The following is a 24,538-nucleotide window of genomic DNA, read 5'->3' on the forward strand; positions in this document are numbered from 1 at the left end:
CGCTGGCTCGGGCTTTTTGCGTTTGGTGCCCCCGCTCATCCAGTCCGGAGTTCACACACCGAGCGAAGCTGTGTCATTCCAACGGGGTTGCGGCCTGCGCAGCCCCCCTGGAATGGCATCGTCTTGCGGGTGGGTTCTCCGGGTCCGTGCAAGGCATTGCACGCCAAGCAGTCCCCGTTGAACGGGGCGCACACAGGAGAACGCACATGAGCATGTTCAACAAAGTCACCAAGACCTTCCAGTGGGGCCAGCACACGGTCACCATGGAAACCGGCGAAATCGCGCGCCAATCCAGCGGGGCCGTTCTGCTCGACATGGACGGCACCGTGGTGCTGGCCACCGTGGTTGCCAAGAGCGAGGCCAAGGCCGGCCAGGACTTCTTCCCGCTGACCGTCGACTACGTCGAGAAGACCTACGCCGCCGGCAAGATCCCCGGCGGCTTCTTCAAGCGCGAAGGCCGCCCGAGCGAAAACGAGACGCTGACCAGCCGCCTGATCGACCGCCCGATCCGCCCGCTGTTTCCCGAAGGCTTCTTCAATGAAGTGCAGGTGGTCATCCACACGCTGTCGCTCAACCCCGAGGTGGACGCCGACATCGCCGCGATGATCGCGACTTCGGCCGCGCTGTCGATCTCCGGCATTCCGTTCAACGGCCCCATCGGCGCCGCTCGCGTGGGCTATGTCAATGGCCAGTACGTGCTCAACCCGGGCCAGACCGAGCGCAAGAACTCGCAGATGGACCTCGTGGTGGCCGGCACGCAGGCCGCGGTGCTGATGGTCGAATCCGAGGCGCTGCAACTGTCCGAAGAGATCATGCTCGGCGGCGTGGTGTTCGGCCATGAGCAGGCCAACATCGCCATCAACGCCATCAACGAGCTGGTGCGCGAGGCCGGCAAGCCCGAGTGGCAGTGGCAAGCCCCGGCGCGCGACGAGGCGCTGATCGCCCAGGTCAACGAACTCGGCGGCGACAAGCTGCGCGCCGCTTACCAGATCCGCAACAAGCAGGCCCGCACGCAGGCCTGCCGCGAGGCCTACGCCGCCGTGATGAGTGGCCTGAAGGCCGCCGGTGTCGAGTTCGACAGCGTCAAGGTCGAAGGCCTGCTGTTCGACATCGAGGCCGGCATCGTGCGCGGCCAGATCCTGGCTGGCGAGCCGCGCATCGACGGCCGTGACACGCGCACCGTGCGCCCCATCGAGATCCGCAACGGCGTGCTGCCGCGCACCCACGGCTCGGCGCTGTTCACGCGCGGCGAGACGCAGGCCCTGGTGGTCGCCACCCTCGGCACCGGCCGCGACGCGCAGAAGATCGACGCGCTGGCCGGCGAGTTCGAAGACCGCTTCATGCTGCACTACAACATGCCGCCCTTCGCCACCGGCGAAACCGGCCGCGTGGGCAGCCCCAAGCGCCGCGAGATCGGTCACGGCCGCCTGGCCAAGCGCGCCCTGGTGGCCTGCCTGCCCACCAAGGAAGACTTCCCCTACACCATCCGGGTGGTCTCCGAGATCACCGAATCCAACGGCTCCTCGTCGATGGCTTCGGTGTGCGGCGGCTGCCTGGCGCTGATGGACGCCGGCGTGCCCATGAAGGCGCCCGTGGCCGGCATTGCCATGGGCCTGATCAAGGACGGCGACCGCTTCGCCGTGCTGACCGACATCCTGGGTGACGAAGATCATCTGGGCGACATGGACTTCAAGGTCGCCGGCACCCCCAACGGCATCACCGCCCTGCAGATGGACATCAAGATCCAGGGCATCACCAAGGAGATCATGCAGGTGGCGCTGGCCCAGGCCAAAGAGGCGCGCATGCACATCCTGGGCAAGATGCAGGAAGCCATGGGCGAGGCCAAGACCGAGATCAGCGATTTCGCGCCGCGCCTGTACACCATGAAGATCAACCCCGAGAAGATCCGCGACGTGATCGGCAAGGGCGGCGCCACCATCCGCGCGCTCACCGAAGAGACCGGCACGCAGATCGACATCGGCGAAGACGGCACCATCACCATCGCCTCCACCGACGGCGCCAAGGCCGAAGAGGCCAAGCGCCGCATCGCCGAGATCACGGCCGAGGTGGAAGTGGGCAAGGTCTACGAAGGCCCCATCACCAAGATCCTGGACTTCGGCGCGCTGGTCAACCTGCTGCCCGGCAAGGACGGCCTGCTGCACATCAGCCAGATCGCTCACGAGCGCGTGGAGAAGGTCACCGACTACCTCCAGGAAGGCCAGATCGTGAAGGTCAAGGTGCTCGAGACCGACGAGAAGGGTCGCGTGAAGCTGTCGATGAAGGCGCTGCTGGAGCGCAGCGGCGGTGGCGATCGTGAGCCGCGCGAGTTCCGTGAGCCGCGCGAGCCCCGCGAAGGCCGCGAGCAGCGCGATCAGCGTCCCGCCGCCACGGCCGACGAGGCCGCGCAGCAGCAGCAACAGCAGCAGCAGTAAGCCCGCGCGTGATGCCGAGCATGCAAGCGGTCGAGATCAGCGGCTTTGGCGCGCCCGAGGTGCTGCGCCTGGCCGAGCGCCCGCGCCCCGAGGCGGGCGCCGGTGAGCTGCTGATTCGCGTGAGCGCGTCGGGTGTGAACCGTCCCGATGTGCTGCAGCGCACTGGCAACTACCCGGTGCCGCCGGGTGCGTCCGACATTCCGGGGCTGGAGGTGGCGGGCGTCATCGAATCGGGCGACGCCTCCGCTCTGGCGGATGCCGGTCTCGAGATCGGTGACCGTGTCTGCGCGCTGGTGGCCGGTGGCGGCTATGCCGAGTGGTGCGTGGCGCCGGTGGGTCAGTGCCTGCCGGTGCCCAAAGGGCTCGACGACGTGGCCGCGGCCTCGTTGCCCGAGACCTTCTTCACCGTCTGGAGCAACGTCTTCGACCGTGGCCGTCTGCAGGCCGGTGAAACCCTGCTCGTGCAGGGCGGCACCAGCGGCATCGGCGTCACCGCCATCCAGATCGCCAAGGCGCGCGGCGCGACGGTCATCGCCACTGCGGGCAGCGACGAGAAATGCGCCGCCTGCAAGGCGCTGGGCGCCGACCATGCGATCAACTACCGCACGCAGGACTTCGTGTCCGCCGTGGCCGACATCACCGGCGGCCGGGGTGTCGACGTCATCCTCGACATGGTCGCGGGTGGCTACGTGGCGCGCGAGGTCGATTGCCTGGCCGAGGACGGCCGCCTGGTCATCATCGCGGTGCAGGGCGGTGTCAAGGCCGAACTCAACGCCGGCCTGGTGCTGCGCCGTCGCCTCACCATCACCGGCTCCACGCTGCGCCCGCGTCCCGTGGCGTTCAAGGCCGCGATCGCGCGCGCGCTCAAGGAACACGTCTGGCCGCTGCTCGAATCGGGTGCGGTCAAGCCCGTCATCCACCAGGTGTTCGCCCCCGCTCAGGCGGCCGAGGCGCACACCCTCATGGAATCCAATCGCCACGTCGGCAAGCTCGTGCTGAAGTGGGCCTGATGTCATGACGATCAAGAAACTCATCGCCGGCAACTGGAAGATGAATGGCGGCCTGGCGGCCAACGAGGCGCTGCTGCGTGCGCTGTTGGCCGGTGTCGGCCATCCCGCGGCCGAGGTGGCGGTCTGCGCGCCCGCGCCCTATCTCGCGCAACTGCAAGGCCTGCTCGCAGGCAGCCCCATTGACTGGGGTGCGCAGGACATGTCCGCGCACGAGCAAGGTGCCTACACCGGCGAGGTGTCGGCCGCCATGCTCAAGGATTTCAACTGCCGCTACGCCATCGTGGGCCATTCCGAGCGCCGCCAATACCACGGCGAGACCGACGCCCTCGTTGCGGCCAAGGCGCAGCGCGCGTTGGCCGCGGGCATCACGCCCATCGTCTGCGTGGGCGAGACCCTGGTCGAGCGTGAAGCCGAGCAGACGGAGGCGGTGGTCAAGCGGCAGCTCGCCGCGGTGATCCATGCCGTGGCCCATTGCACCAGCGAAATCGTCGTCGCCTACGAGCCCGTGTGGGCCATCGGCACCGGCAAGACGGCCACGCCCGAGCAGGCGCAGGAGGTGCACGCCGTGCTGCGCGCCCAGCTCGCCGCGGCCACCAGCCACCCGGAGCGCGTGCGCATCCTGTACGGCGGCAGCATGAACGCGGCCAACGCCGCCAGCCTGCTGGCCCAGCCCGATATCGACGGCGGCCTGATCGGCGGAGCCTCGCTCAAGGCGCCCGACTTCCTGCAGATCATCGCCGCCGCCCACTGAACACAGCCTTGAACCGATGGGGCCGCCAGGGCTCTGATCGAACCAAACGGAGAAACTGATGAATGTCCTGTTGACCCTTCTGCTCGTGGTGCAGATCCTCGCTGCGCTCGGCATGATCGGCCTGATCCTCATGCAACACGGCAAGGGCGCCGACGCGGGCGCCGCCTTCGGTGGCGGCGGCGCGGGTTCGGCCAGCCTGTTCGGCGCCTCCGGTGGCGCGAACTTCCTGTCGCGTACCACGGCCGTGCTTGCGGGCGTGTTCCTCGCGTGCACCCTCGGTCTGGCCTACTTCGGCAACCTGCGCACCGCCGCACCGAGTTCGGGCAGCGTGCTCGAGAACGTGCCCGCCGCGCCGGCCAGCCCGGTGCAGCAGATTCCGGGTGGTGCAACGGCGCCGGCCGCTCCCGGCGCCACGCCAGCGCCGGCCAGCACGCCCGCGCCGACCGGTGCTGGCCAGATTCCGGCGCAGTGATGTGATCACCCGCCTTGCGCGGGCCTGACGCCTCGGGGACGCCCATCAAAAAAGGATGGGCCACTCCCCAGATGGGGGAGGCGATTCAGGGTAAACTCTATGAGTTGTCCGCAGTGCTCAGTGTCCCTCTTGAGCACGACAACGCAGACCCAAGCCGACGTGGTGAAATTGGTAGACACGCTATCTTGAGGGGGTAGTGGCGAAAGCTGTGCGAGTTCGAGTCTCGCCGTCGGCACCAGATCGTTGAAGACAAGGCCCGCAGGCCTTGTCAACGGAACCGCCCCACCATGAGCCTTGACCAGTACCTGCCCGTGCTTCTGTTCATCGTCGTGGGCGTCGCGGTCGGCATCATCCCCCAGGTCCTCGGCTACATACTCGGCCCGAACCTGCCAGATGCCGAGAAGAACTCCCCTTACGAGTGCGGCTTCGAAGCCTTCGAAGACGCGCGGATGAAGTTCGATGTGCGCTACTACCTCGTGGCCATCCTCTTCATCCTCTTCGACCTCGAAATCGCGTTCCTCATCCCCTGGGCCGTGGCCTTCTCCGACATCGGCATGACCGGCTTCGTCGCCGGTGTGGTGTTCCTGGCCATTCTCACGGTGGGTTTCGCCTACGAATGGAAAAAGGGCGCCCTGGACTGGGAGTGAGTTCACTCCCGCTGCGGGCGCGCTTCGGAGCAGCACATGATTGAAGGTGTCTTCAAGGAAGGCTTCGTCACTACCAGCTACGACGCGGTGGTGAACTGGGCCAAGACCGGTTCGCTGTGGCCCATGACCTTTGGTCTGGCCTGCTGCGCGGTGGAAATGATGCATGCGGCCGCCGCGCGCTACGACATCGGGCGCTTCGGCTCCGAGGTGTTTCGCGCCAGCCCGCGCCAGTCCGATCTCATGATCGTGGCCGGCACCCTGTGCAACAAGATGGCGCCAGCCCTGCGCAAGGTCTACGACCAGATGGCCGAACCGCGCTGGGTGATCTCCATGGGCTCCTGCGCCAATGGCGGCGGCTACTACCACTACTCCTACTCGGTCGTGCGCGGCTGCGACCGCATCGTGCCGGTCGATGTCTACGTGCCCGGCTGCCCGCCCACGGCGGAGGCGCTGCTGTACGGAATCATCCAGTTGCAGCAGAAGATCCGGCGGACGCAGACCATCGCCCGCGCCTGAGTCGCAGAACAACACCGAGCCCCACGACATGACCGACGCATCCCCCTCTCACCTGGTCGCCCCCGAGACCCTGCAGGCCAGCCTTCAGGAACTGCTCGCCGGCCGCGTGCGCTCGGTCGAGTTGGAGCGCGGCGAGGTCACGGTCACGGTCGACGTCGGCGCCTACCTGGATGTCATGCAGTCCCTGCGCGATGCGCCCCAGGCGCGCTTCGAGCAGCTCATCGACCTGTGTGGCATGGACTATTCCACCTACGGCGACGGCCGCTGGGAAGGCCCGCGCTTCGCGGCCGTCTCGCACCTGCTGTCCGTGAGCCTGAACCAGCGCGTGCGCGTGCGCGTGTTTTGCGCCGACGACGATTTCCCCGTGCTGCCCTCGGTGAACAACCTCTGGAACAGCGCCAACTGGTACGAGCGCGAGGCCTTCGACCTCTACGGCATCGTCTTCGAAGGCCACCCCGACCTGCGCCGCATCCTCACCGACTACGGCTTCATCGGCCACCCGTTCCGCAAGGACTTCCCGCTCTCGGGTCACGTCGAAATGCGCTACGACGCCGAGCGCCAGCGCGTCATTTACGAGCCCGTGACGATCGAGCCGCGCGAAATCACGCCGCGCGTGATCCGCGAGGACAACTACGGCGGCCTGCACTGAAGGCGCGGGACGAACCGACATGGCAGAGATCAAGAACTACACCCTGAACTTCGGCCCGCAGCACCCGGCCGCGCACGGCGTGCTGCGCCTGGTGCTCGAGCTGGACGGCGAGGTCGTGCAGCGCGCCGACCCGCACATCGGCCTGCTGCACCGCGCGACCGAAAAGCTCGCCGAGCACAAGACCTTCATCCAGTCGCTCCCCTACATGGACCGTCTCGACTACGTGTCCATGATGAGCAACGAACACGCCTACTGCCTGGCCATCGAGAAGCTGCTGGGCATCGACGTGCCGATCCGCGCGCAGTACATCCGCGTGATGTTCTCCGAGATCACGCGCATGCTGAACCATCTCATGTGGCTCGGCTCGCACGGCAACGACTGCGGCAGCTCCACCATCCTCATCTACGCCTTCCGCGAGCGCGAGGACCTGTTCGACATGTACGAGGCGGTGTCCGGCGCGCGCATGCACGCGGCCTACTTCCGGCCCGGGGGCGTCTACCGCGACCTGCCCGACACCATGCCGCAGTACCAGGCGAGCAAGGTGCGCAACCAGCGCGGCGTGGACGAGCTCAACAAGAATCGTCAGGGCTCGCTGCTCGACTTCATCGACGACTTCACCCAGCGCTTCCCGGTCTACGTCGACGAGTACGAGACGCTGCTCACCGACAACCGCATCTGGAAGCAGCGCACCGTGGGCATCGGCGTGGTGCCGCCCGAGCGCGCGCTCAAGCTGGGCTTCACCGGCCCCATGCTGCGCGGCTCCGGCATCGCCTGGGACCTGCGCAAGAAGCAGCCGTACGAGGTGTACGACCGCCTGGACTTCGACATTCCGGTCGGCAAGACCGGCGACACCTACGACCGCTACCTCGTCCGCATGGAGGAGCTCAAGCAGTCCAACCGCATCATCAAGCAGTGCGTGGACTGGCTGCGCGCCAACCCCGGCCCGGTGATCACCGACAACCACAAGGTGGCGCCGCCCACGCGCGAGGCCATGAAGGCCAACATGGAAGAGCTGATCCACCACTTCAAGCTCTTCACCGAGGGCTTCCGCGTGCCCGAGGGCGAGGCCTACGCCGCCGTCGAGCACCCCAAGGGCGAGTTCGGCATCTACCTCGTGAGCGACGGTGCCAACAAGCCCTACCGCCTGAAGATCCGAGCGCCCGGCTTCGCGCACCTGGCCACGCTCGACGAGATGGCGCGCGGTCACATGCTGGCCGACGCGGTCGCCATCATCGGCACCATGGACATCGTTTTCGGGGAGATCGACCGATGAGCACCCCCGTGCCCAGCACCCCAGTGAGCTTCTCCGCCGCGACCATCGCGCGCTTCGACCGCGAGGTCAACAAGTACCCGGCCGAGCAGCGCATCTCGGCCGTCATGGCCTGCCTGTCCATCATCCAGCAGGAACAGGGTTGGGTCAGCACCGAGGCCGAGGCCGCGCTGGCCGCTTACATCGGCGTCGAGCCGATCGCGGTGCACGAGGTCACGACCTTCTACAACATGTACAACCAGCGGCCGGTGGGCAAGTTCAAGCTCAACGTCTGCACCAATCTGCCGTGCCAGCTGCGCGACGGCCAGAAGGCGCTGCACCACCTCGAACGCAAGCTCGGCATCGAAATGGGCGAGACCACACCCGACGGCCTGTTCACCCTGCAGCAGAGCGAGTGCCTGGGCGCCTGCGCCGACGCGCCCGTGATGCTGGTGAACGACCGCCACATGTGCAGCTTCATGAGCCACGACAAGCTCGACCAGCTCGTCGATGGCCTGCGCGCTGCGGAGGGCCAGTCCTGATGAACGCCCAACAGATCATCGGCCAGTTCGCCGCCACCGGCGTGCAGACCTGCTTCCACGGCCGCCACATCAGCCCGCAGATCTACGCGGACCTCGATGGCAAGAACTGGTCCATCAAGGACTACGAGGCGCGCGGCGGCTACCAGGCGCTGCGCAAGATCCTTGGCAAGGACGGCGGCGAAGGCCTGACGCCCGACCAGGTGATCGCCACGGTCAAGGAGTCGGCCCTGCGCGGCCGCGGTGGTGCCGGCTTCCCCAGCGGCCTCAAGTGGAGCTTCATGCCGCGCCAGTTCCCGGGCCAGAAGTACCTGGTGTGCAACTCGGACGAAGGCGAGCCGGGCACCTGCAAGGACCGCGACATCCTCATGTACAACCCGCACATCGTCATCGAAGGCATGGCGATCGCGGCGTACGCCATGGGCATCAGCGTGGGCTACAACTACATCCACGGCGAGATCTTCGAGGTGTACGAACGCTTCGAGGCCGCGCTGGAGGAGGCGAGGGCGGCCGGCCTGCTGGGCGACAACATCCTCGGCTCGGGCTTCAGCTTCCAGCTGCACGGCCACCACGGTTTCGGGGCCTATATCTGCGGAGAAGAAACGGCCCTGCTCGAATCGCTCGAAGGCAAGAAGGGCCAGCCGCGCTTCAAGCCGCCGTTCCCGGCCAGCTTCGGCCTCTACGGCAAGCCCACCACCATCAACAACACCGAGACCTTCGCGGCGGTGCCCTGGATCATCCGCCACGGCGGCCAGGCCTACCTGGAGATCGGCAAGCCCAACAACGGCGGCACCAAGATCTTCTCGGTGAGTGGCGACGTCGAGATGCCCGGCAACTTCGAGATCCCGCTGGGCACCCCCTTCAGCAAGCTGCTCGAACTCGCGGGCGGTGTGCGCAAGGGCCGCCAGCTCAAGGCTGTGATCCCCGGCGGCTCGTCGGCCCCGGTGCTGCCCGCGCACATCATGATGGAGTGCACGATGGACTACGACTCGATCGCCAAGGCCGGCTCGATGCTCGGCTCGGGCGCCGTCATCGTCATGGACGACTCGCGCGACATGGTCGAGTCGCTCAAGCGCCTGTCCTATTTCTACATGCACGAAAGCTGCGGCCAGTGCACGCCCTGCCGCGAAGGCACGGGCTGGCTCTGGCGCATGGTCGACCGCATCGACCGCGGCCTCGGCAGACCCGAGGACATGCAACTGCTGGACAACGTGGCCGAGAACATCATGGGCCGCACCATCTGCGCGCTCGGCGACGCGGCGGCCATGCCGGTGCGCGCCATGATCAAGCACTTCCGCCACGAGTTCGAGGCCAAGATCGCCGCTGCCCAGACGGGTGCCAAAGCGGCCACGGCCTGAAGCGAGGAACACGGACATCCCCATGGTTGAAATCGAACTCGACGGCAAGAAGGTCGAAGTGCCCCCGGGCAGCATGGTCATGCATGCGGCCGAGAAGGCGGGCACCTACATTCCCCACTTCTGCTACCACAAGAAGCTGTCCATCGCGGCCAACTGCCGCATGTGCCTGGTCGACGTGGAGAAGGCGCCCAAGGCCATGCCGGCCTGCGCCACGCCCGTCACGCAGGGCATGATCGTTCGCACGCAGAGCGACAAGGCCGTCAAGGCCCAGAAGTCGGTGATGGAGTTCCTGCTCATCAACCACCCGCTCGACTGCCCCATCTGCGACCAGGGCGGCGAATGCCAGTTGCAGGATCTGGCCGTGGGCTATGGCGGCTCCGGCTCGCGCTACCAGGAAGAAAAGCGCGTCGTCTTCCACAAGAACGTGGGCCCGCTCATCTCCATGGAAGAGATGAGCCGTTGCATCCACTGCACGCGCTGCGTGCGCTTCGGGCAAGAAATCGCGGGCGTCATGGAGCTCGGCATGAGCCACCGTGGCGAGCACGCCGAGATCGAGACCTTCGTGGGCCAGTCGGTCGATTCCGAGCTCTCGGGCAACATGATCGACATCTGCCCGGTCGGTGCGCTCACCAGCAAGCCCTTCCGCTACAGCGCGCGCACCTGGGAACTCTCGCGCCGCAAGAGCGTGAGCCCGCACGATTCGACCGGTGCCAACCTCGTGGTGCAGGTCAAGAACCACCAGGTCATGCGCGTGGTGCCGCTCGAGAACGAAGCGGTCAACGAATGCTGGATCGCCGACCGCGACCGCTTCTCCTATGAAGCGCTCAATGGCCCGGACCGCCTGACCCAGCCCATGCTCAAACAGGGCGGTGAGTGGAAGACGGTGGATTGGCAGACCGCGCTGGAGTACGTGGCCAACGGTCTGAAGCAGGTCAAGGGGGCGCACGGCGCGGGCGCCATCGGTCTGCTGGCGAGCCCCCACGCCACCGTGGAAGAACTGGCCCTGGCCGGCGCGCTGGTGCGCGGCCTGGGCAGCGAAAACATCGACAGCCGCCTGCGCGCGGCCGACGCCGCTGCCGTGGCGCCCAAGGGCCAGGCGCGCTGGCTGGGTCGGACCATCGCCGAGCTTTCCACGCTGCAGCGCGTGCTCGTCGTGGGCTCCAATCTGCGCAAGGACCATCCGCTGTTCGCGCAGCGCATCCGCCAGGCCGTGCGTCGTGGCGCGCAGCTCAGCGCGATCACCGAGACCGCGCCCGATTGGGCCATCAAGCTCAAGCACAGCCTGCTGTCCGACAGCAGCGAGTGGGCCTCGGCCCTGGCCGGCGTGGCCGCCGCCGTGGCCGCCGAGAAGAGCGTGAATGCGCCCGTGGCCGCCACGCCCAGCGATGCGCAACGCGCCATCGCGGCCTCGCTGATGGGCGGCGAGCACAAGGCTGTGCTGCTGGGCAACGCCGCCGCGCACCACCCCCAGGCCGCCAGCCTGCTGGCCCTGGCCAACTTCATCGCCGAGCACACCGGCGCCAGCGTGGGCTTCCTCACCGAGGCCGCCAACACCGTGGGCGCGCAGCTCGTGGGCGCGGTGCCGGGGCAGGGCGGGCTGGACGCCGGCCGCATGCTCGGGGGCGCACTCAAGGCAGCGCTGCTGCTCAACGTGGAGGCCGAGGACACGGCCGCCGGCCTCGAGGGCCTGCGCCAGACCGACATGGTCGTCACCCTGAGCCCCTTCAAGACCAACCTGGATGTGAGCGACGTGCTGCTGCCGATCGCGCCGTTCAGCGAGACCTCCGGCAGCTTCGTGAATGCGGAAGGCCGTCTGCAGAGCTTCCACGCCGTGGTGCACCCGCTGGGTGATACGCGCCCGGCCTGGAAGGTGCTGCGTGTGCTGGGCAACCTGCTCGGGCTGCAGGGCTTCGACGCCGATTCCTCGCAGGCCGTGCTCGCGCGCGCGCTGCCGGGTGTCGAGTCGGGCGCCGTGGTGGCAGCCGATCGCCTGAACAACCGGGCCTCCGGCGTGAGCATCGACACCTCCAACGCCAGTGCCGCGCCCTGCGTCGCCAGCATCTACCAGCTCGATCCGCTCGTGCGCCGCGCGACCTCGCTGCAGCTCACGGCCGATGCGCGCCGTGCGCACGCCAAGACGAGCGCCCAGGAAGGGGTGGCAGCGTGATCGACGCGATGTACAACGGCGGCCTCGGCCTCATCAACGCGCCGTGGTGGACGGCGGCGGCCTGGCCCGTGCTCTGGGCCCTCATCAAGATCGTCGCCGTGCTGGCGCCGCTGATGGGCGCGGTCGCCTACCTCACCCTCTGGGAGCGCAAGCTGCTGGGCTGGATGCAGGTGCGCCATGGCCCCAACCGCGTGGGCCCCTTCGGCCTGCTGCAGCCCATCGCGGATGCCTTGAAGCTGCTCACCAAGGAACTGATCCGTCCGAGCGCGGCGGCCAACGGCCTGTTCCGCCTCGGCCCGGTCATGGCCATCATGCCGGCGCTGGCCGCCTGGGTGGCCATTCCCTTCGGCCCTGAAGCCGTGCTGGCCAACGTCAATGCGGGCCTGCTGGTCATCCTCGCCATCACCTCCATCGAGGTCTACGGTGTGATCATCGCGGGCTGGGCGTCCAACTCCAAGTACGCCTTCCTGGGCGCGCTGCGCGCCTCCGCGCAGATGGTGAGCTACGAGATCGCCATCGGCTTCTGCTTCCTGGTGGTCGTGATGACCGCTGGCAGCCTGAACCTGGCCGACATCGTGAGCTCGCAGAGCCGCGGCATGGGTGCCGGCATGGGCCTGGACTTCCTGTCCTGGAACTGGTTGCCGCTGCTGCCCATCTTCGTCGTCTACCTGATCTCGGGCGTGGCCGAAACCAACCGCCACCCCTTCGACGTGGTCGAAGGCGAAGCCGAAATCGTGGCCGGCCACATGGTCGAGTACTCGGGCATGGGCTTCGCCATCTTCTTCCTCGCCGAGTACGCGAGCATGTGGCTGGTGTCCATCCTGGGCGTGCTCATGTTCCTCGGCGGCTGGCTGCCGCCCGTGGCCTTCCTCGACTTCATCCCGGGCTGGATCTGGCTGGGCATCAAGACCGTCTTCGTGGTCTCGATCTTCATCTGGATCCGCGCCACCTTCCCGCGCTTCCGATACGACCAGATCATGCGTCTGGGCTGGAAGATCTTCATCCCCGTCACGCTGGTGTGGCTGCTGCTCGTGGGCGCGCTCATGAAGTCGCCCTGGAACATCTGGCAGTGAGGAGGGCATAACGATGACCACCACGACCGCCGTCGCGCCGTTCAGCTTCCGCGACTTCTTCAAGAGCTTCCTGCTCGTCGAACTGGCCAAGGGCATGGCCCTGACCGGACGCTACGCCTTCCGCCGCAAGGTGACGGTGCAGTTCCCCGAGGAAAAGACGCCGCTGTCGCCGCGCTTCCGCGGCCTGCACGCCCTGCGCCGCTACGACAACGGAGAAGAGCGTTGCATTGCCTGCAAGCTCTGCGAGGCCGTGTGCCCCGCGCTGGCCATCACCATCGAGAGCGACGTGCGCAACGACGGCACCCGCCGCACCACGCGCTACGACATCGACCTCACCAAGTGCATCTTCTGCGGCTTCTGCGAAGAGAGCTGCCCGGTCGATTCGATCGTCGAGACGCACATCTTCGAGTACCACGGCGAGAAACGCGGCGACCTGTACTTCACCAAGGAAATGCTGCTCGCCGTGGGCGACCGCTACGAACCCCAGATCGCCGCGGCCAAGGCCGCCGACGCGAAGTACCGCTGAGCCATCCACAGATCCCATGGACTTCACCACCGGTTTCTTCTACCTCTTCGCGGCGGTGCTGCTGTTCGCGGCCTTTCGCGTGGTCACCTCGCGCAACGCCGTGCACGCGGTGCTCTACCTGATGCTCTCGTTCTCGCAGGCGGCGGCGCTGTGGCTGCTGCTCAAGGCCGAGTTCCTGGGGATCACCCTGGTGCTGGTGTACGTCGGCGCCGTCATGGTGCTGTTCCTGTTCGTGGTGATGATGCTCGACATCAACATCGAGACGCTGCGCCGCGGCTTCTGGCACCACTTCCCGCTGGCGGCCATTCTGGGCGCCGTGGTGGCCGGTGAGCTGATCGCCGTGCTGTGGGTCGGCTTCCCTGCCATCGCCACCAGCGCGGTCGAGGCCCCGGCCAACGTGTCGAACACGGCCGAACTGGGCAAGCTGCTGTACTCGGCCTACCTCTACCCCATCCAGGTCGCGGGCTTCATCCTGCTCGTGGCCATGGTGGCCGCCATCGCCCTCACGCTGCGACAGCGCAAGGACAGCAAGGCCATCAACCCGGGTGACCAGGTCCACGTGCGCGCCAGCGACCGCCTGATCGTCGTGCCCATGGCGGCCGCCAAACCTGCCCCGGTGGCAGTTACCCAAACCGCCGAGGAGGGCAAGGCATGAGCGGTCTCTCGCTGAGTCATTTCCTGTCTGTCGGCGCGATCCTGTTCGCGATCTCCGTCGTCGGCATCTTCCTCAACCGCAAGAACCTGATCGTGCTGCTCATGGCCATCGAGCTCATGCTGCTCGCGGTCAACATGAACTTCGTGGCCTTCTCGCACTACCTGGGCGACCTGCACGGCCAGGTGTTCGTGTTCTTCATCCTCACCGTGGCGGCTGCCGAGTCGGCCATCGGCCTCGCCATCCTCGTGCTGCTGTTCCGCAACAAGTCGTCGATCAGCGTCGAAGAACTCAACACGCTGAAGGGCTGACCGGAACATGAGCAACACGCTTTCCGCCTCCACGCTGCTCGCCGTGCCGCTGGCGCCCCTGGTGGGCTCGCTGGTCGCCGGCATCCTGGGCACCGCCTTTGGTGGCAACGTCATCGGCCGGCGTGCCTCGCACGGCGCCACCATCCTCGGCGTGCTGATCGCGATGATCCTCTCGGTCATCACGCTGTGCGACGTGATCGAGGGCGCGCGCTTCAACGCCACCATCTACGAATGGATGGTCATCGGCGGCCTGAAGATGGAGATCGGCTTCCTCGTCGACGGCCTGACGGCGATGATGATGGTGGTGGTCACCTTCGTCTCGCTCATGGTGCACCTCTACACCATCGGCTACATGGCGGACGACGACGGCTACAACCGTTTCTTCGCCTACATCTCGCTGTTCACCTTCTCCATGCTCATGCTGGTCATGAGCAACAACCTGCTCCAGCTCTTCTTCGGCTGGGAGGCGGTGGGTCTGGTGTCCTACCTGCTGATCGGCTTCTGGTTCAACAAGCCTTCGGCGATCTTCGCCAACATGAAGGCCTTCCTGGTGAACCGGGTCGGCGACTTCGGCTTCATCCTCGGCATCGGCCTGATCGTGGCTTACACCGGCACGATGAACTACAGCGAGATCTTCGCCAAGGCCGGCGAACTCGGCGGCCTGGGCTTTCCGGGCACCGACTGGATGCTGATCACCGTCATCTGCATCTGCCTGTTCATCGGCGCCATGGGCAAGAGCGCGCAGTTCCCGCTGCACGTCTGGCTGCCCGACTCCATGGAAGGTCCCACGCCGATCTCCGCGCTGATCCACGCCGCCACCATGGTGACGGCCGGCATCTTCATGGTCGCGCGCATGAGCCCGCTGTACGAGCTGTCCGACACAGCGCTCAACTTCGTCATGATCATCGGCGCCATCACCGCGCTGTTCATGGGCTTCCTGGGCATCATCCAGAACGACATCAAGCGCGTGGTGGCCTACTCCACGCTGTCCCAGCTCGGCTACATGACCGTGGCGCTCGGTGCCTCGGCCTACTCGGTCGCGATGTTCCACCTGATGACGCACGCCTTCTTCAAGGCCCTGCTGTTCCTCGCGGCCGGCTCGGTCATCATGGGCCTGCACCACAACCAGGACATCCGCTGGATGGGCGGCGTGCGCAAGTACATGCCCATCACCTGGATCACTTCGCTGCTGGGCACGCTCGCGCTGATCGGCACGCCGCTGTTCTCGGGCTTCTACTCCAAGGACTCGATCATCGAGGCGGTGCATTTCAGCAACCTGCCGGCCGCGCATTTCGCGTACTTCGCGGTGCTGGCCGGCGTGTTCGTCACCTCGTTCTATTCGTTCCGCCTCTACTTCCTGGTCTTCCACGGCAAGGAGCGCTACGACCAGAACCCCGACGCGCACCACCACGACGATCACCACGATGACCACGGGCACGGCCATGGCGACGGCAAACCGCACGAGTCACCCTGGGTCGTCACGCTGCCCCTGGTGCTGCTGGCCATCCCCTCGGTGATCATCGGCTACCTCACGATCGAGCCCATGGTGTTCGGCGACTTCTTCCGCGACGCCATCACCATCAACGGCGCAGCGCATCCCGCGCTGACGAAGTTCGCCGACATCTTCCACGGCCCGCTGTCCATGGCTGGTCACGCCTTCAGCACGCCGCCGCTCTATCTGGCCCTGGCCGGCTTCGTGAGCGCCTGGTACTGCTACCTGGTCAATCCGTCCGTGCCGGCCGCCATCGCGCGCGCGCTGCGCCCCATCGTCGTCATCCTCGAGAACAAGTACTACATGGACTGGTTCAACGAGAACGTGCTGGCCCGCGCCGCGCGTGGCCTGGGCACCGGGCTCTGGAAGGGCGGTGACCGCGGTGTCATCGAGGGAGGCGTCGTGAACGCGAGCTGGAAGATCGTCGGCGCCATTGCCGCGGTGGTGCGCCGCGCGCAGACCGGCTACCTCTACCACTACGCGCTGATGATGCTCGTGGGGGTGCTGCTGTTCATGACGTACTTCGTCTGGCTCGCGAAATAAGACAAGAAAGAGAAAGCCATCATGGGTTTGCTGAGCCTTGCCATCTGGACGCCGATCGTTGTGGGCGTCGTGCTGCTCGCGCTGGGGCGTGACGAGCAGGCGGGCATGGTCCGCTGGATCGCGCTTGCCGGCGCGCTCGCCGGCCTGGCCGTCACCGTGCCGCTCTACACCGGCTTCGAGGTCGGCAGCGCGGCCATGCAGTTCGTCGAGAAAAGCCTCTGGATCGAACGATTCAACGTCAACTACCACCTTGGTGTGGACGGCATTTCGCTGTGGCTCGTGCTGCTCACCGCCTTCACCACCGTCATCGTGGTGATCGCGGGCTGGGAGGTGATCACCGAGCGCGTGAACCAGTACATGGGCGCGTTCCTGATCCTCTCGGGTTTCATGATCGGCGTGTTCGCGGCGCAGGACGCGATGCTGTTCTACGTGTTCTTCGAGGCCACGCTGATCCCCATGTACCTGATCATCGGCATCTGGGGCGGCCCCAACAGGATCTACGCGGCCTTCAAGTTCTTCCTGTACACGCTGCTGGGCTCGCTGCTCATGCTGGTGGCGCTGATCTACCTGTACGTGCAATCGGGCGGCAGCTTCGCCTTCACCGACTGGTACGCGCTGCCCCTGGGAGGCACCGCGCAGACCCTGCTGTTCTTTGCCTTCTTCGCGGCGTTCGCGGTGAAGGTGCCGATGTGGCCGGTGCACACCTGGCTGCCCGACGCGCACGTGGAGGCGCCCACGGGCGGATCGGCCGTGCTGGCAGCCATCATGCTCAAGCTGGGCGCCTACGGTTTTCTGCGCTTTTCGCTGCCCATCCTGCCCGACGCTTCGCACGAATGGGCCTGGCTCATGATCGCGCTGTCGCTCATCGCCGTGATCTACGTGGGCCTGGTGGCCATGGTCCAGCAGGACATGAAGAAGCTCGTCGCCTATTCGTCCGTGGCGCACATGGGCTTCGTCACCCTGGGCTTCTTCATCTTCAGTGACTTGGGGCTCAGTGGTGGCCTGGTGCAGATGGTCTCGCACGGCTTCGTGTCGGCAGCCATGTTCCTGGCCATCGGCGTGCTGTACGACCGCGTGCACTCGCGAGAGATCGCCGACTACGGCGGCGTCATCAACACCATGCCGCGCTTCGCCGCCTTTGCGCTGCTGTTCACCATGGCCAACGCCGGCCTGCCCGGCACCGCCGGTTTCGTGGGCGAGTGGATGGTGATCATCGCTGCCGTCAAGGCCAACTTCTGGATCGGCCTGCTCGCCGCCACCGCGCTGATCTTCGGCGCCGCCTACTCGCTGTGGATGTTCAAGCGCGTCTACCTGGGCGAGCCCGGCAACGACCACGTGCGTGCGCTCAATGACATCAATGCGCGCGAATTCCTGGTGATGGCCCTGCTGGCGATCGCCGTGCTCGCCATGGGCGTGTACCCCAAGCCCTTCACCGACGTGATGGACCCGGCCGTGGCCGAGCTGCTGCGCCACGTCGCGAATTCCAAGCTGAACTGACAAGACCGAGAACAGCCCCATGATCGACAACCTCAGCTGGATCGCGGCCTACCCGGAAATCATGCTCGCGGTGATGGCCTGCGTCATCGCCCTGGCCGATCTCGCCGTGAAGACGCCGCTGCGTGGTGCCACCTATGCGCTCACCTTGCTTACCCTGGCGGTGGTGGCGGGCCTGCTGGCCATGGCCGGTGCCTCCGGCCGCACCATCGAAGGCTTTGGCGGCATGATCGTGAGCGACCCGATGGGTAACTGGCTCAAGTGCTTCGCCACCATTGCCTTGATGGTCACCCTGATCTACGGCCGCGCCTACGCCGGCGCGCGCGACATGCTGCGCGGCGGTGAGCTGTTCAGCCTCAGCCTGTTCGCGCTGCTGGGCATGTTCGTGATGATCTCGGGGCACAACTTCCTGGTCATCTACCTCGGCCTGGAGCTGCTCACGCTGTCCAGCTACGCCCTCGTGGCCTTGCGCCGCGACGACATCGCCGCGACCGAGGCCGCCATGAAGTACTTCGTGCTGGGCGCGCTGGCCAGCGGTTTCCTGCTCTACGGGCTGTCCCTGGTGTATGGCGCGACCGGCTCGCTCGACATCGGCGAGGTGATGGCCACGATTGCGGGCGGCGAAGCCTCGCTCAAGGGTTCGTCGCAGGTGCTGGTGCTCGGTCTGGTGTTCGTGGTCGCCGGCCTGGCCTTCAAGCTCGGCGTCGTGCCGTTCCACATGTGGGTGCCCGACGTCTACCACGGCGCGCCCACGGCGGTCACGCTGCTCATCGGAGGCGCCCCCGAACTGGCGGCATTCGCCATCGTGATCCGTCTCCTGGTCGAAGGCCTCCTGCCCCTGGCGGTGGACTGGCAGCAGATGCTGGCGGTGCTGGCTGTGCTGTCGCTGGTGGTGGGCAATCTGGCCGCCATCGCACAGACCAACCTCAAGCGCATGCTGGCTTTCTCCACCATCGCCCAGATGGGCTTCCTGCTGCTGGGCCTGCTGGCGGGCGTGGTTCAGGGGGACGGCGCCAACATGGTCAACGCCTACGGTTCCTCGATGTTCTACATCGTGACCTATGTGCTGACCACGCTGGCCACGTTCGGGGTGATCCTGCTGCTCTCGCGCGCGGGCTTCGAGTCCGACACCATCCAGGACCTGGCCGGCCTGAACCAGCGCAGCCCGCTGTACGCCGGCGTCATGGCCATCTGCATGTTCTCGCTCGCGGGCGTGCCGCCGCTGGTGGGCTTCTACGCCAAGCTGTCGGTGCTGCAGGCGTTGCTGGCTTCGCCCAGCGGCTTCCATGTGGGCCTGGCCGTGTTCGCGGTGGTGATGTCGCTGATCGGCGCGTTCTACTACCTGCGTCTCGTCAAGGTGATGTACTTCGACGCCCCCAGCCAGACCGCGCCCATCGAGGCCGGCCTGGACGTGCGCTCCGTGCTGTCGGTCAACGGCGCGCTGGTGCTGGTGCTGGGCATCGTGCCGGGCGGCCTGATGGCGCTGTGCGCGCAGGCGGTGGCGTCGCTGTTCGCCTGAGCCCGGGCCCCGCGGAACCCCCGCGCTGGCGCCAGCTCCCACCGTCACCATGAACCAAACCGCCTTCGTCTGGCTGGTGCTGTTGGCGGCCCTGGTGGCCGCCAACCTGCCCTTCGTCAACAACCGCTGGCTTGCGCTGATTCCGCGCACCCAGCCAAAGACGCTGTGGATGCGCCTGCTCGAACTCGTGCTGCTGTACTTCGCGGTCGGTGGCCTGGGCCTGGCTTTGGAGCAGCGCGTCGGTCAGATCTATTCGCAGGGTTGGGAGTTCTACGCCACCACGGCGAGCCTGTTCGTCACGCTGGCCTTTCCCGGCTTCGTGTACCGCTACCTCTTCAAGCGCCGCAGTGGATGACCCGCACCTGACCGAAGTACCGCTCGCGCGCACCGAGTTGCTGCGCGGCAACTTCCTGCACGTCGTTCGCGACACCGTGCGCCTGCCCACGGGGGCCGAAGCCACGCGCGAGTTCGTCCTGCATCCCGGCGCGGTCATGGTAATTCCCCTGCTCGAGGACGGCCGCCTGGTGCTGGAGCGCCAGTACCGCCACCCCATGCGCTCGGTCATCGTCGAATTCCCCGCTGGCAAGCTCGATGCGGGCGAGGGCAGCCTGGCCTGCGCCGTGCGCGAGTTGCGCGAGGAGACCGGCTACGCGGCCCGGCAATGGGCCTTCGCGGGCCGTCTGGCGCCCACCATCGCGTACTCCGACGAGGTCATCGACATCTGGTTCGCGCGCGGCCTGAGCCTGGGCGCACGTGCGCTCGACGACGGCGAGGCGCTGGACGTGTTCGCCGCCACGCCCGAGGAACTGCAAGCCTGGTGCCGCGAGGGCAAGGTCATCGACAGCAAGACCCTGGCGGGGATGCTCTGGCTGCAGAACGTGCTGTCGGGCCAATGGGTACTGGACTGGCAGGATAATCCCGCGGCATGAAGGTGCTTGATCTGCAATGCGCCCACCAGCACGTGTTCGAAGGCTGGTTCGGCTCCGAAGACGACTTCCACCAGCAACTGGAACGTGGACTGGTGAGCTGTCCGCTGTGCGGCGACCAGCGCGTGGAAAAGAAGCTTTCGGCGCCGCGCCTGAATCTGCGCGCGGGCCGTGAAGAACCGCCGGCCTCCCGGCCCGAAGGCGTCACCCTCAGCAACCACCCGGCGCAGGCCGAACTGGTGGAGCTGCAGGGCCGCATGCTCAAGGCCATGCGCGAGATCATGACGAGCACCGAGGACGTGGGCGAGCGCTTCGCCGAGCAGGCCCGCGCCATGCACCACGGAGAGATCGAGCGGCGCAACATCCGCGGCCAGACCAGCGCGGCCGTGGCCCTGGAGCTGCTGGAAGAGGGCGTGGAGGTGATGCCCCTGCCCATGCTCCCAGCGGTGAAGGACACGCTGCAGTAGTCCCTCAGGGATACAGCCCGCGCAGGTCGCGCGCGTGCAGGATGCGCTGGCACGCGATGATGAAGGTCGCCGTGCGCAGGCTGACCTTGTGGTCCTCCGACACCTGCCACACCGCGGAGAAGGCGTCTTTCATGATCTTCACCAGGCGGGCGTTGATCTCGTCCTCGGTCCAGAAGAAGCTGGAGAAGTCCTGCACCCATTCGAAGTAGCTGACCGTGACGCCGCCCGCGTTGGCGAGCACGTCAGGCAGCACCAGCACGCCACGGTCGTGCAGGATGTCGTCGGCCTGCGGGGTGGTGGGGCCGTTGGCGCCTTCGATCACCATGCGCGCCTGGATGCGGCCGGCGTTCTTGTCGGTGATCTGGCCTTCCAGCGCGGCGGGGATGAGGATGTCGCAAGGGATGCCCCAGAAATCCTCGTTGGGGATGACCTGCCCGCCGCCCTCGAAGCCGGCAACGGAGCCGTGCCGCCCCACGTGGTCGAGCAGGGCGGGCACGTGCAGGCCGGCCTCGTTGTAGATGGTGCCGCCGTGGTCCTGCACGGCCACCACGCGGGCGCCAGCCTCGGCAAACAGCTTGCCTGCCACGCCGCCCACATTGCCGAAACCCTGCACGGCAACGCGTGAACGGCTCACGTCGAGCCCGATGCGGCGCGCGGCTTCGACGCCCACCGTGAAGACGCCGCGGCCAGTGGCCTCGCGCCGGCCCAGCGAGCCGCCCAGGTCGACCGGCTTGCCGGTGACCACACCGGTGGCGGTGGCGCCCTCGTTCATGGAATACGTGTCCATCATCCAGGCCATGACCTGTTCGTTGGTGTTCACGTCGGGCGCGGGGATGTCCTTGCTCGGGCCGATGATGATGCCGATCTCGCTGGTGTAGCGGCGCGTCACGCGCTCCAGCTCGCCGCGCGAGAGCAGCTTGGGGTCGACGCGAATGCCGCCCTTGGCGCCGCCGTAGGGCACGTTCACCGCGGCGTTCTTGATGGACATCCAGGCTGAGAGGGCCATCACCTCGGACAGCGTCACGTCCTGGTGAAAACGCACGCCGCCCTTGCCGGGGCCGCGGCTGGTGTTGTGCTGCACGCGGTAGCCCTCGAAGTGGGCCACCGTGCCGTTGTCCAGGTGGATGGGCACGTCGACGATGAGGGTGCGTTTGGGGCGTTTGAGGGTATCGACCCAGCGGCCCAGTTTGCCGAGGTAGGGGGCGACGCGATCGACCTGCTGCAGGTAGATGCCCCAGGGGCCGAGGTGGTTGGGGTCGAGGTAGGAGGGCAGCGCCTGGGTGAAGACGCCGGGAGCGGTTTGCGACGGCATGGTGGGTCCTTCGTGTGGAGTTGGCCGCTGTACGGGCCACGGCGAACGCACTGTACGCAGCCGCCCCGGGCTTGTCCAAGGCGGGCTCAGGATGGCTCCATGCCCGGGCTGCATGGCGGTGGCAGGCGCGGTGCTAGCATGCGCCGGCCTACAAATGGAGGGAGGCAACATGAAGATCATCGACACACCCGATGGCCGTTTTCCGGCCGCGCAGGACGCGCGCCCACCCGTGCAGACGCTGCCGATCCGCTTCACCGGATCGGGCAGCGAATACTTCCGCATCTGGATCGTCAACCTGCTGCTGATCCTGGTGACGTTCACGCTGTACTGGCCCTTCGCGCGGGCGCGGCGCATCTCCTACTTCCAGAACAACACCCTGGTGGGCGACGACCCGCTGGGTTTTCACGCCAACCCCTGGAAGATGTTCCGTGGCTACCTGGTGGTGGCCGCTTTTGGCCTGGCCTATGGCATCACCTCCGAGGTGGCGCCCCTGGTGGGCGGCGCCATCTTTCTGGTCTTCGCGCTGCTGTGGCCGGCGCTGTGGCGCGCCTCGCTGCAGTTTCGCCTGCGCAACAGCAGTTGGCGCGGCGTGCGCCTGGGCTTCGAAGGCGACATGAAGGGCGCCTATCTGGCCTTCGCGCCGCTGCTGCTGCCGGTGCTAGGCTTCGTGCTGCTGGGCGCGATGGGGCCCGCGCTGGCACCCGACGAAGGTGCGTCGCCCGAGGAGCGCAAGCGCCTGGGCCTCATGTTCGCGGGGCTGACGGCGCTGGTGATGCTGCTGTTCGCAGCCGTCATGCCCTGGTGCATGGCCCGCATCAAGCAGTACCAGCACGGCGGTTACCGCTTTGCCGGCGAGCGCACCGAACTGCGCGCCGGCACCGGTCGCTTCTATGGCCTGAGCGTTCGCACCGGCGGCGTGCTGCTGCTGGTGCTGCTGATCGTCGGCGCGGTCGCCGCGCTGGGCTTTGCGCTGGCGGGCCGCTCGGCCGGCGGCATTCTGGCCTTCACCGGTGCCGTGGCGCTGGGCTACCTGCTCATCCCGGTGCTGGTGGTGCCGTACTACACGGCCTCGCTGCAGAACCTGGTGTGGGCCAATACGCGCAGCCGCAATGCGCGATTCCGCAGCGAACTCGGCTTCGGCGCGCTGGCGCGCGTCAACGCGCTCAACTGGCTGCTGATCGCCGTCACCCTGGGCCTGTACTGGCCCTTCGCCCAGGTGCGCCTGACGCGCCTGCGCCTGGAGGCCATGGCCCTGCAGGTCAAGGGCTCGGTGAACGACTGGCTGGCCAGCGCGCAGCAGCGCGACGTGGGCCCGCTGGGCGACGCCGCCGGCGATTTCTTCGGCATCGACATGGGCCTGTAAGCGCATGGGCCAGCCCCTGGCGACCCTGTGGTTCGATGGCCGCAGCCCGCGCGGGCGCCCGGTGCGCTTGCGCATCGACGGCGATGAGCTCGTGCTTGAGCCGCTCGATGAAGCGGCCGACGGCCCCCCGCGGCGCTACCCCATGCGCCGCGTGCGCTGGCCCGAGCGCCGAACGCACGGCCAGCGCCAGACCGAGCTGCCCGACGACAGCCTGATCCAGCACGCCGACGCGCCCGAGTGGGACGCCTGGTGGGCCGCCCACGGATTGCGCGAGTCCTGGGTGGTGGGCTGGCAGCAGAGCTGGCGCGCCACCGCCTGGGCGGTGATCGGCGCCATCGCCGTGCTGCTGGCGAGCTGGTTCTGGGGCGTGCCGGTGGCCAGCCAATTCGTGGCGCAGCGCCTGCCGCTGGCGCTGGACGAGCGCCTGGGCACCGACAGCCTCGCCCAGCTCGACCGCGGCCTGCTCAAGCCCACCCGGCTGGACGAGGCGCGCCGCCAGGCAATCGAGCGACGCTGGCGGGCCTTCGTGGACAGCGCCCACCCCGAGGGCGACGCGCCCACCTGGCGCCTGGCCTTCCGGCACGCGCCCGACCTGGGCCCCAACGCCCTGGCCCTGCCCGGCGGCCAGATCATCGTCACCGACGAACTGGTCGAGCTGCTGCACGACCGCCCCGACGCCCTGACCGGCGTGCTCGCCCACGAGCTGGGTCACGTGCGCCACCGCGACGGCCTGGACATGCTGGTGCGCGCCAGCCTGCTCAGCGCCATCGTCGGTGTGGTGTTTGGCGACGCCAGCACCTTCATCGCCACCGTGCCGGCCACGCTGCTGACGCAGTCGTACTCGCGCGACGTGGAGCGCCGCGCCGACGCCTACGCCGCCGAGCGGCTGCACCGCGCCGGCCTCTCGCCGGCCGTGATGGTCACGCTGTTCGAGCGCCTGGCCGCCGTGCGCCAGAAAGAAGGCGAGCGCGGCGGCGTGTTGCCCATCGCCCTGGCCAGCCACCCGGCCGACGAAGACCGCATCCGCTACTTCCGCGAGTGGACACCCGAGCGCTGACGCCGAGCCGCCA

Annotated in this window: 24 protein-coding genes and 1 tRNA gene; 24 read left to right on the forward strand and 1 reads right to left on the reverse strand. The window is 67.2% G+C overall.

What is annotated here, in order from left to right; all coding sequences use genetic code 11:
- Positions 1-206 precede the first annotated feature (206 nt).
- The 22 genes from pnp to GTO19_RS09795 all read left to right on the forward strand — a co-directional run bounded on the left by pnp (position 207) and on the right by GTO19_RS09795 (position 20,793).
- On the forward strand, positions 207-2,432 hold the full coding sequence (gene pnp / locus GTO19_RS09690) for a polyribonucleotide nucleotidyltransferase (protein WP_291021464.1): 2,226 nt from the start codon (positions 207-209) through the stop codon (positions 2,430-2,432).
- A 20-nt stretch (positions 2,433-2,452) separates the two neighbouring features.
- Complete coding sequence (locus GTO19_RS09695) at positions 2,453-3,442, forward strand: NAD(P)H-quinone oxidoreductase (protein WP_291021591.1); 990 nt, start codon at positions 2,453-2,455, stop codon at positions 3,440-3,442.
- 4 nt (positions 3,443-3,446) lie between these two features.
- Positions 3,447-4,193 (forward strand): triose-phosphate isomerase, encoded by a 747-nt coding sequence (gene tpiA, locus GTO19_RS09700; RefSeq protein ID WP_291021465.1) that lies wholly within the window; start codon positions 3,447-3,449, stop codon positions 4,191-4,193.
- Positions 4,194-4,251: 58 nt separating this feature from the next.
- On the forward strand, positions 4,252-4,665 hold the full coding sequence (gene secG, locus GTO19_RS09705; protein WP_291021466.1) for a preprotein translocase subunit SecG: 414 nt from the start codon (positions 4,252-4,254) through the stop codon (positions 4,663-4,665).
- Positions 4,666-4,818: 153 nt separating this feature from the next.
- Positions 4,819-4,903: transfer RNA gene (locus tag GTO19_RS09710), tRNA-Leu, on the forward strand.
- A 49-nt stretch (positions 4,904-4,952) separates the two neighbouring features.
- Positions 4,953-5,312: an NADH-quinone oxidoreductase subunit A gene (locus GTO19_RS09715; RefSeq protein WP_291021467.1), complete on the forward strand. Its 360-nt coding sequence runs from the start codon at positions 4,953-4,955 to the stop codon at positions 5,310-5,312.
- A gap of 36 nt (positions 5,313-5,348) precedes the next feature.
- On the forward strand, positions 5,349-5,828 hold the full coding sequence (locus tag GTO19_RS09720; protein WP_291021468.1) for an NADH-quinone oxidoreductase subunit B family protein: 480 nt from the start codon (positions 5,349-5,351) through the stop codon (positions 5,826-5,828).
- 28 nt (positions 5,829-5,856) lie between these two features.
- Positions 5,857-6,477 carry an NADH-quinone oxidoreductase subunit C gene (locus tag GTO19_RS09725; protein WP_291021469.1) on the forward strand — a complete coding sequence of 207 codons (621 nt, stop codon included), beginning with the start codon at positions 5,857-5,859 and terminating at the stop codon, positions 6,475-6,477.
- Between the two features lie 19 nt (positions 6,478-6,496).
- Positions 6,497-7,750, forward strand: a complete 1,254-nt coding sequence (locus GTO19_RS09730) for an NADH-quinone oxidoreductase subunit D (protein WP_291021470.1) — start codon at positions 6,497-6,499, stop codon at positions 7,748-7,750.
- Entirely contained in the window at positions 7,747-8,268 is a 522-nt protein-coding gene (nuoE, locus tag GTO19_RS09735; RefSeq protein ID WP_291021471.1) for an NADH-quinone oxidoreductase subunit NuoE, read from the forward strand. Before GTO19_RS09730 ends, nuoE begins: the two co-directional genes overlap by 4 nt.
- Entirely contained in the window at positions 8,268-9,623 is a 1,356-nt protein-coding gene (nuoF, locus tag GTO19_RS09740) for an NADH-quinone oxidoreductase subunit NuoF (protein ID WP_291021472.1), read from the forward strand. Before nuoE ends, nuoF begins: the two co-directional genes overlap by 1 nt.
- A 22-nt stretch (positions 9,624-9,645) precedes the next feature.
- Positions 9,646-11,790, forward strand: coding sequence for an NADH-quinone oxidoreductase subunit NuoG (nuoG, locus tag GTO19_RS09745; protein WP_291021473.1), 2,145 nt, complete (start codon positions 9,646-9,648; stop codon positions 11,788-11,790).
- A complete protein-coding gene (gene nuoH / locus GTO19_RS09750; protein WP_291021474.1) occupies positions 11,787-12,863 on the forward strand; it encodes an NADH-quinone oxidoreductase subunit NuoH in 1,077 nt (358 codons plus the stop codon). The genes nuoG and nuoH overlap by 4 nt, the downstream gene beginning before the upstream one ends.
- 13 nt (positions 12,864-12,876) lie before the next feature.
- Positions 12,877-13,389, forward strand: coding sequence for an NADH-quinone oxidoreductase subunit NuoI (gene nuoI, locus GTO19_RS09755; RefSeq protein ID WP_291021475.1), 513 nt, complete (start codon positions 12,877-12,879; stop codon positions 13,387-13,389).
- Between the two features lie 16 nt (positions 13,390-13,405).
- Positions 13,406-14,044, forward strand: coding sequence for an NADH-quinone oxidoreductase subunit J (locus GTO19_RS09760; RefSeq protein WP_291021476.1), 639 nt, complete (start codon positions 13,406-13,408; stop codon positions 14,042-14,044).
- A complete protein-coding gene (nuoK, locus tag GTO19_RS09765; protein ID WP_291021477.1) occupies positions 14,041-14,352 on the forward strand; it encodes an NADH-quinone oxidoreductase subunit NuoK in 312 nt (103 codons plus the stop codon). Before GTO19_RS09760 ends, nuoK begins: the two co-directional genes overlap by 4 nt.
- 7 nt (positions 14,353-14,359) lie before the next feature.
- Entirely contained in the window at positions 14,360-16,387 is a 2,028-nt protein-coding gene (gene nuoL / locus GTO19_RS09770; RefSeq protein WP_291021478.1) for an NADH-quinone oxidoreductase subunit L, read from the forward strand.
- Between the two features lie 21 nt (positions 16,388-16,408).
- On the forward strand, positions 16,409-17,884 hold the full coding sequence (locus tag GTO19_RS09775; protein WP_291021479.1) for an NADH-quinone oxidoreductase subunit M: 1,476 nt from the start codon (positions 16,409-16,411) through the stop codon (positions 17,882-17,884).
- A 19-nt stretch (positions 17,885-17,903) separates the two neighbouring features.
- Positions 17,904-19,400, forward strand: coding sequence for an NADH-quinone oxidoreductase subunit NuoN (gene nuoN, locus GTO19_RS09780; RefSeq protein WP_291021480.1), 1,497 nt, complete (start codon positions 17,904-17,906; stop codon positions 19,398-19,400).
- 49 nt (positions 19,401-19,449) lie between these two features.
- Entirely contained in the window at positions 19,450-19,755 is a 306-nt protein-coding gene (locus GTO19_RS09785; RefSeq protein WP_291021481.1) for a DUF2818 family protein, read from the forward strand.
- Complete coding sequence (locus GTO19_RS09790) at positions 19,748-20,329, forward strand: NUDIX domain-containing protein (protein WP_291021482.1); 582 nt, start codon at positions 19,748-19,750, stop codon at positions 20,327-20,329. The genes GTO19_RS09785 and GTO19_RS09790 overlap by 8 nt, the downstream gene beginning before the upstream one ends.
- Positions 20,326-20,793: a DUF1178 family protein gene (locus GTO19_RS09795; protein WP_291021483.1), complete on the forward strand. Its 468-nt coding sequence runs from the start codon at positions 20,326-20,328 to the stop codon at positions 20,791-20,793. Before GTO19_RS09790 ends, GTO19_RS09795 begins: the two co-directional genes overlap by 4 nt.
- A 4-nt stretch (positions 20,794-20,797) precedes the next feature.
- Here the strand turns inward: GTO19_RS09795 and GTO19_RS09800 are convergent, their stop codons facing one another.
- Positions 20,798-22,105, reverse strand: coding sequence for a Glu/Leu/Phe/Val dehydrogenase (locus GTO19_RS09800; RefSeq protein ID WP_291021484.1), 1,308 nt, complete (start codon positions 22,103-22,105; stop codon positions 20,798-20,800).
- Positions 22,106-22,274: 169 nt separating this feature from the next.
- Between GTO19_RS09800 and GTO19_RS09805 the strand changes: the two genes are divergently transcribed.
- Positions 22,275-23,468 (forward strand): YjgN family protein, encoded by a 1,194-nt coding sequence (locus tag GTO19_RS09805; protein ID WP_291021485.1) that lies wholly within the window; start codon positions 22,275-22,277, stop codon positions 23,466-23,468.
- Positions 23,469-23,472: 4 nt separating this feature from the next.
- Complete coding sequence (locus tag GTO19_RS09810; protein ID WP_291021486.1) at positions 23,473-24,525, forward strand: M48 family metallopeptidase; 1,053 nt, start codon at positions 23,473-23,475, stop codon at positions 24,523-24,525.
- The last annotated feature ends 13 nt before the right edge of the window (positions 24,526-24,538 follow it).

Source organism: Hydrogenophaga sp., from assembly GCF_011772445.1.
Classification (GTDB): domain Bacteria; phylum Pseudomonadota; class Gammaproteobacteria; order Burkholderiales; family Burkholderiaceae_C; genus Hydrogenophaga.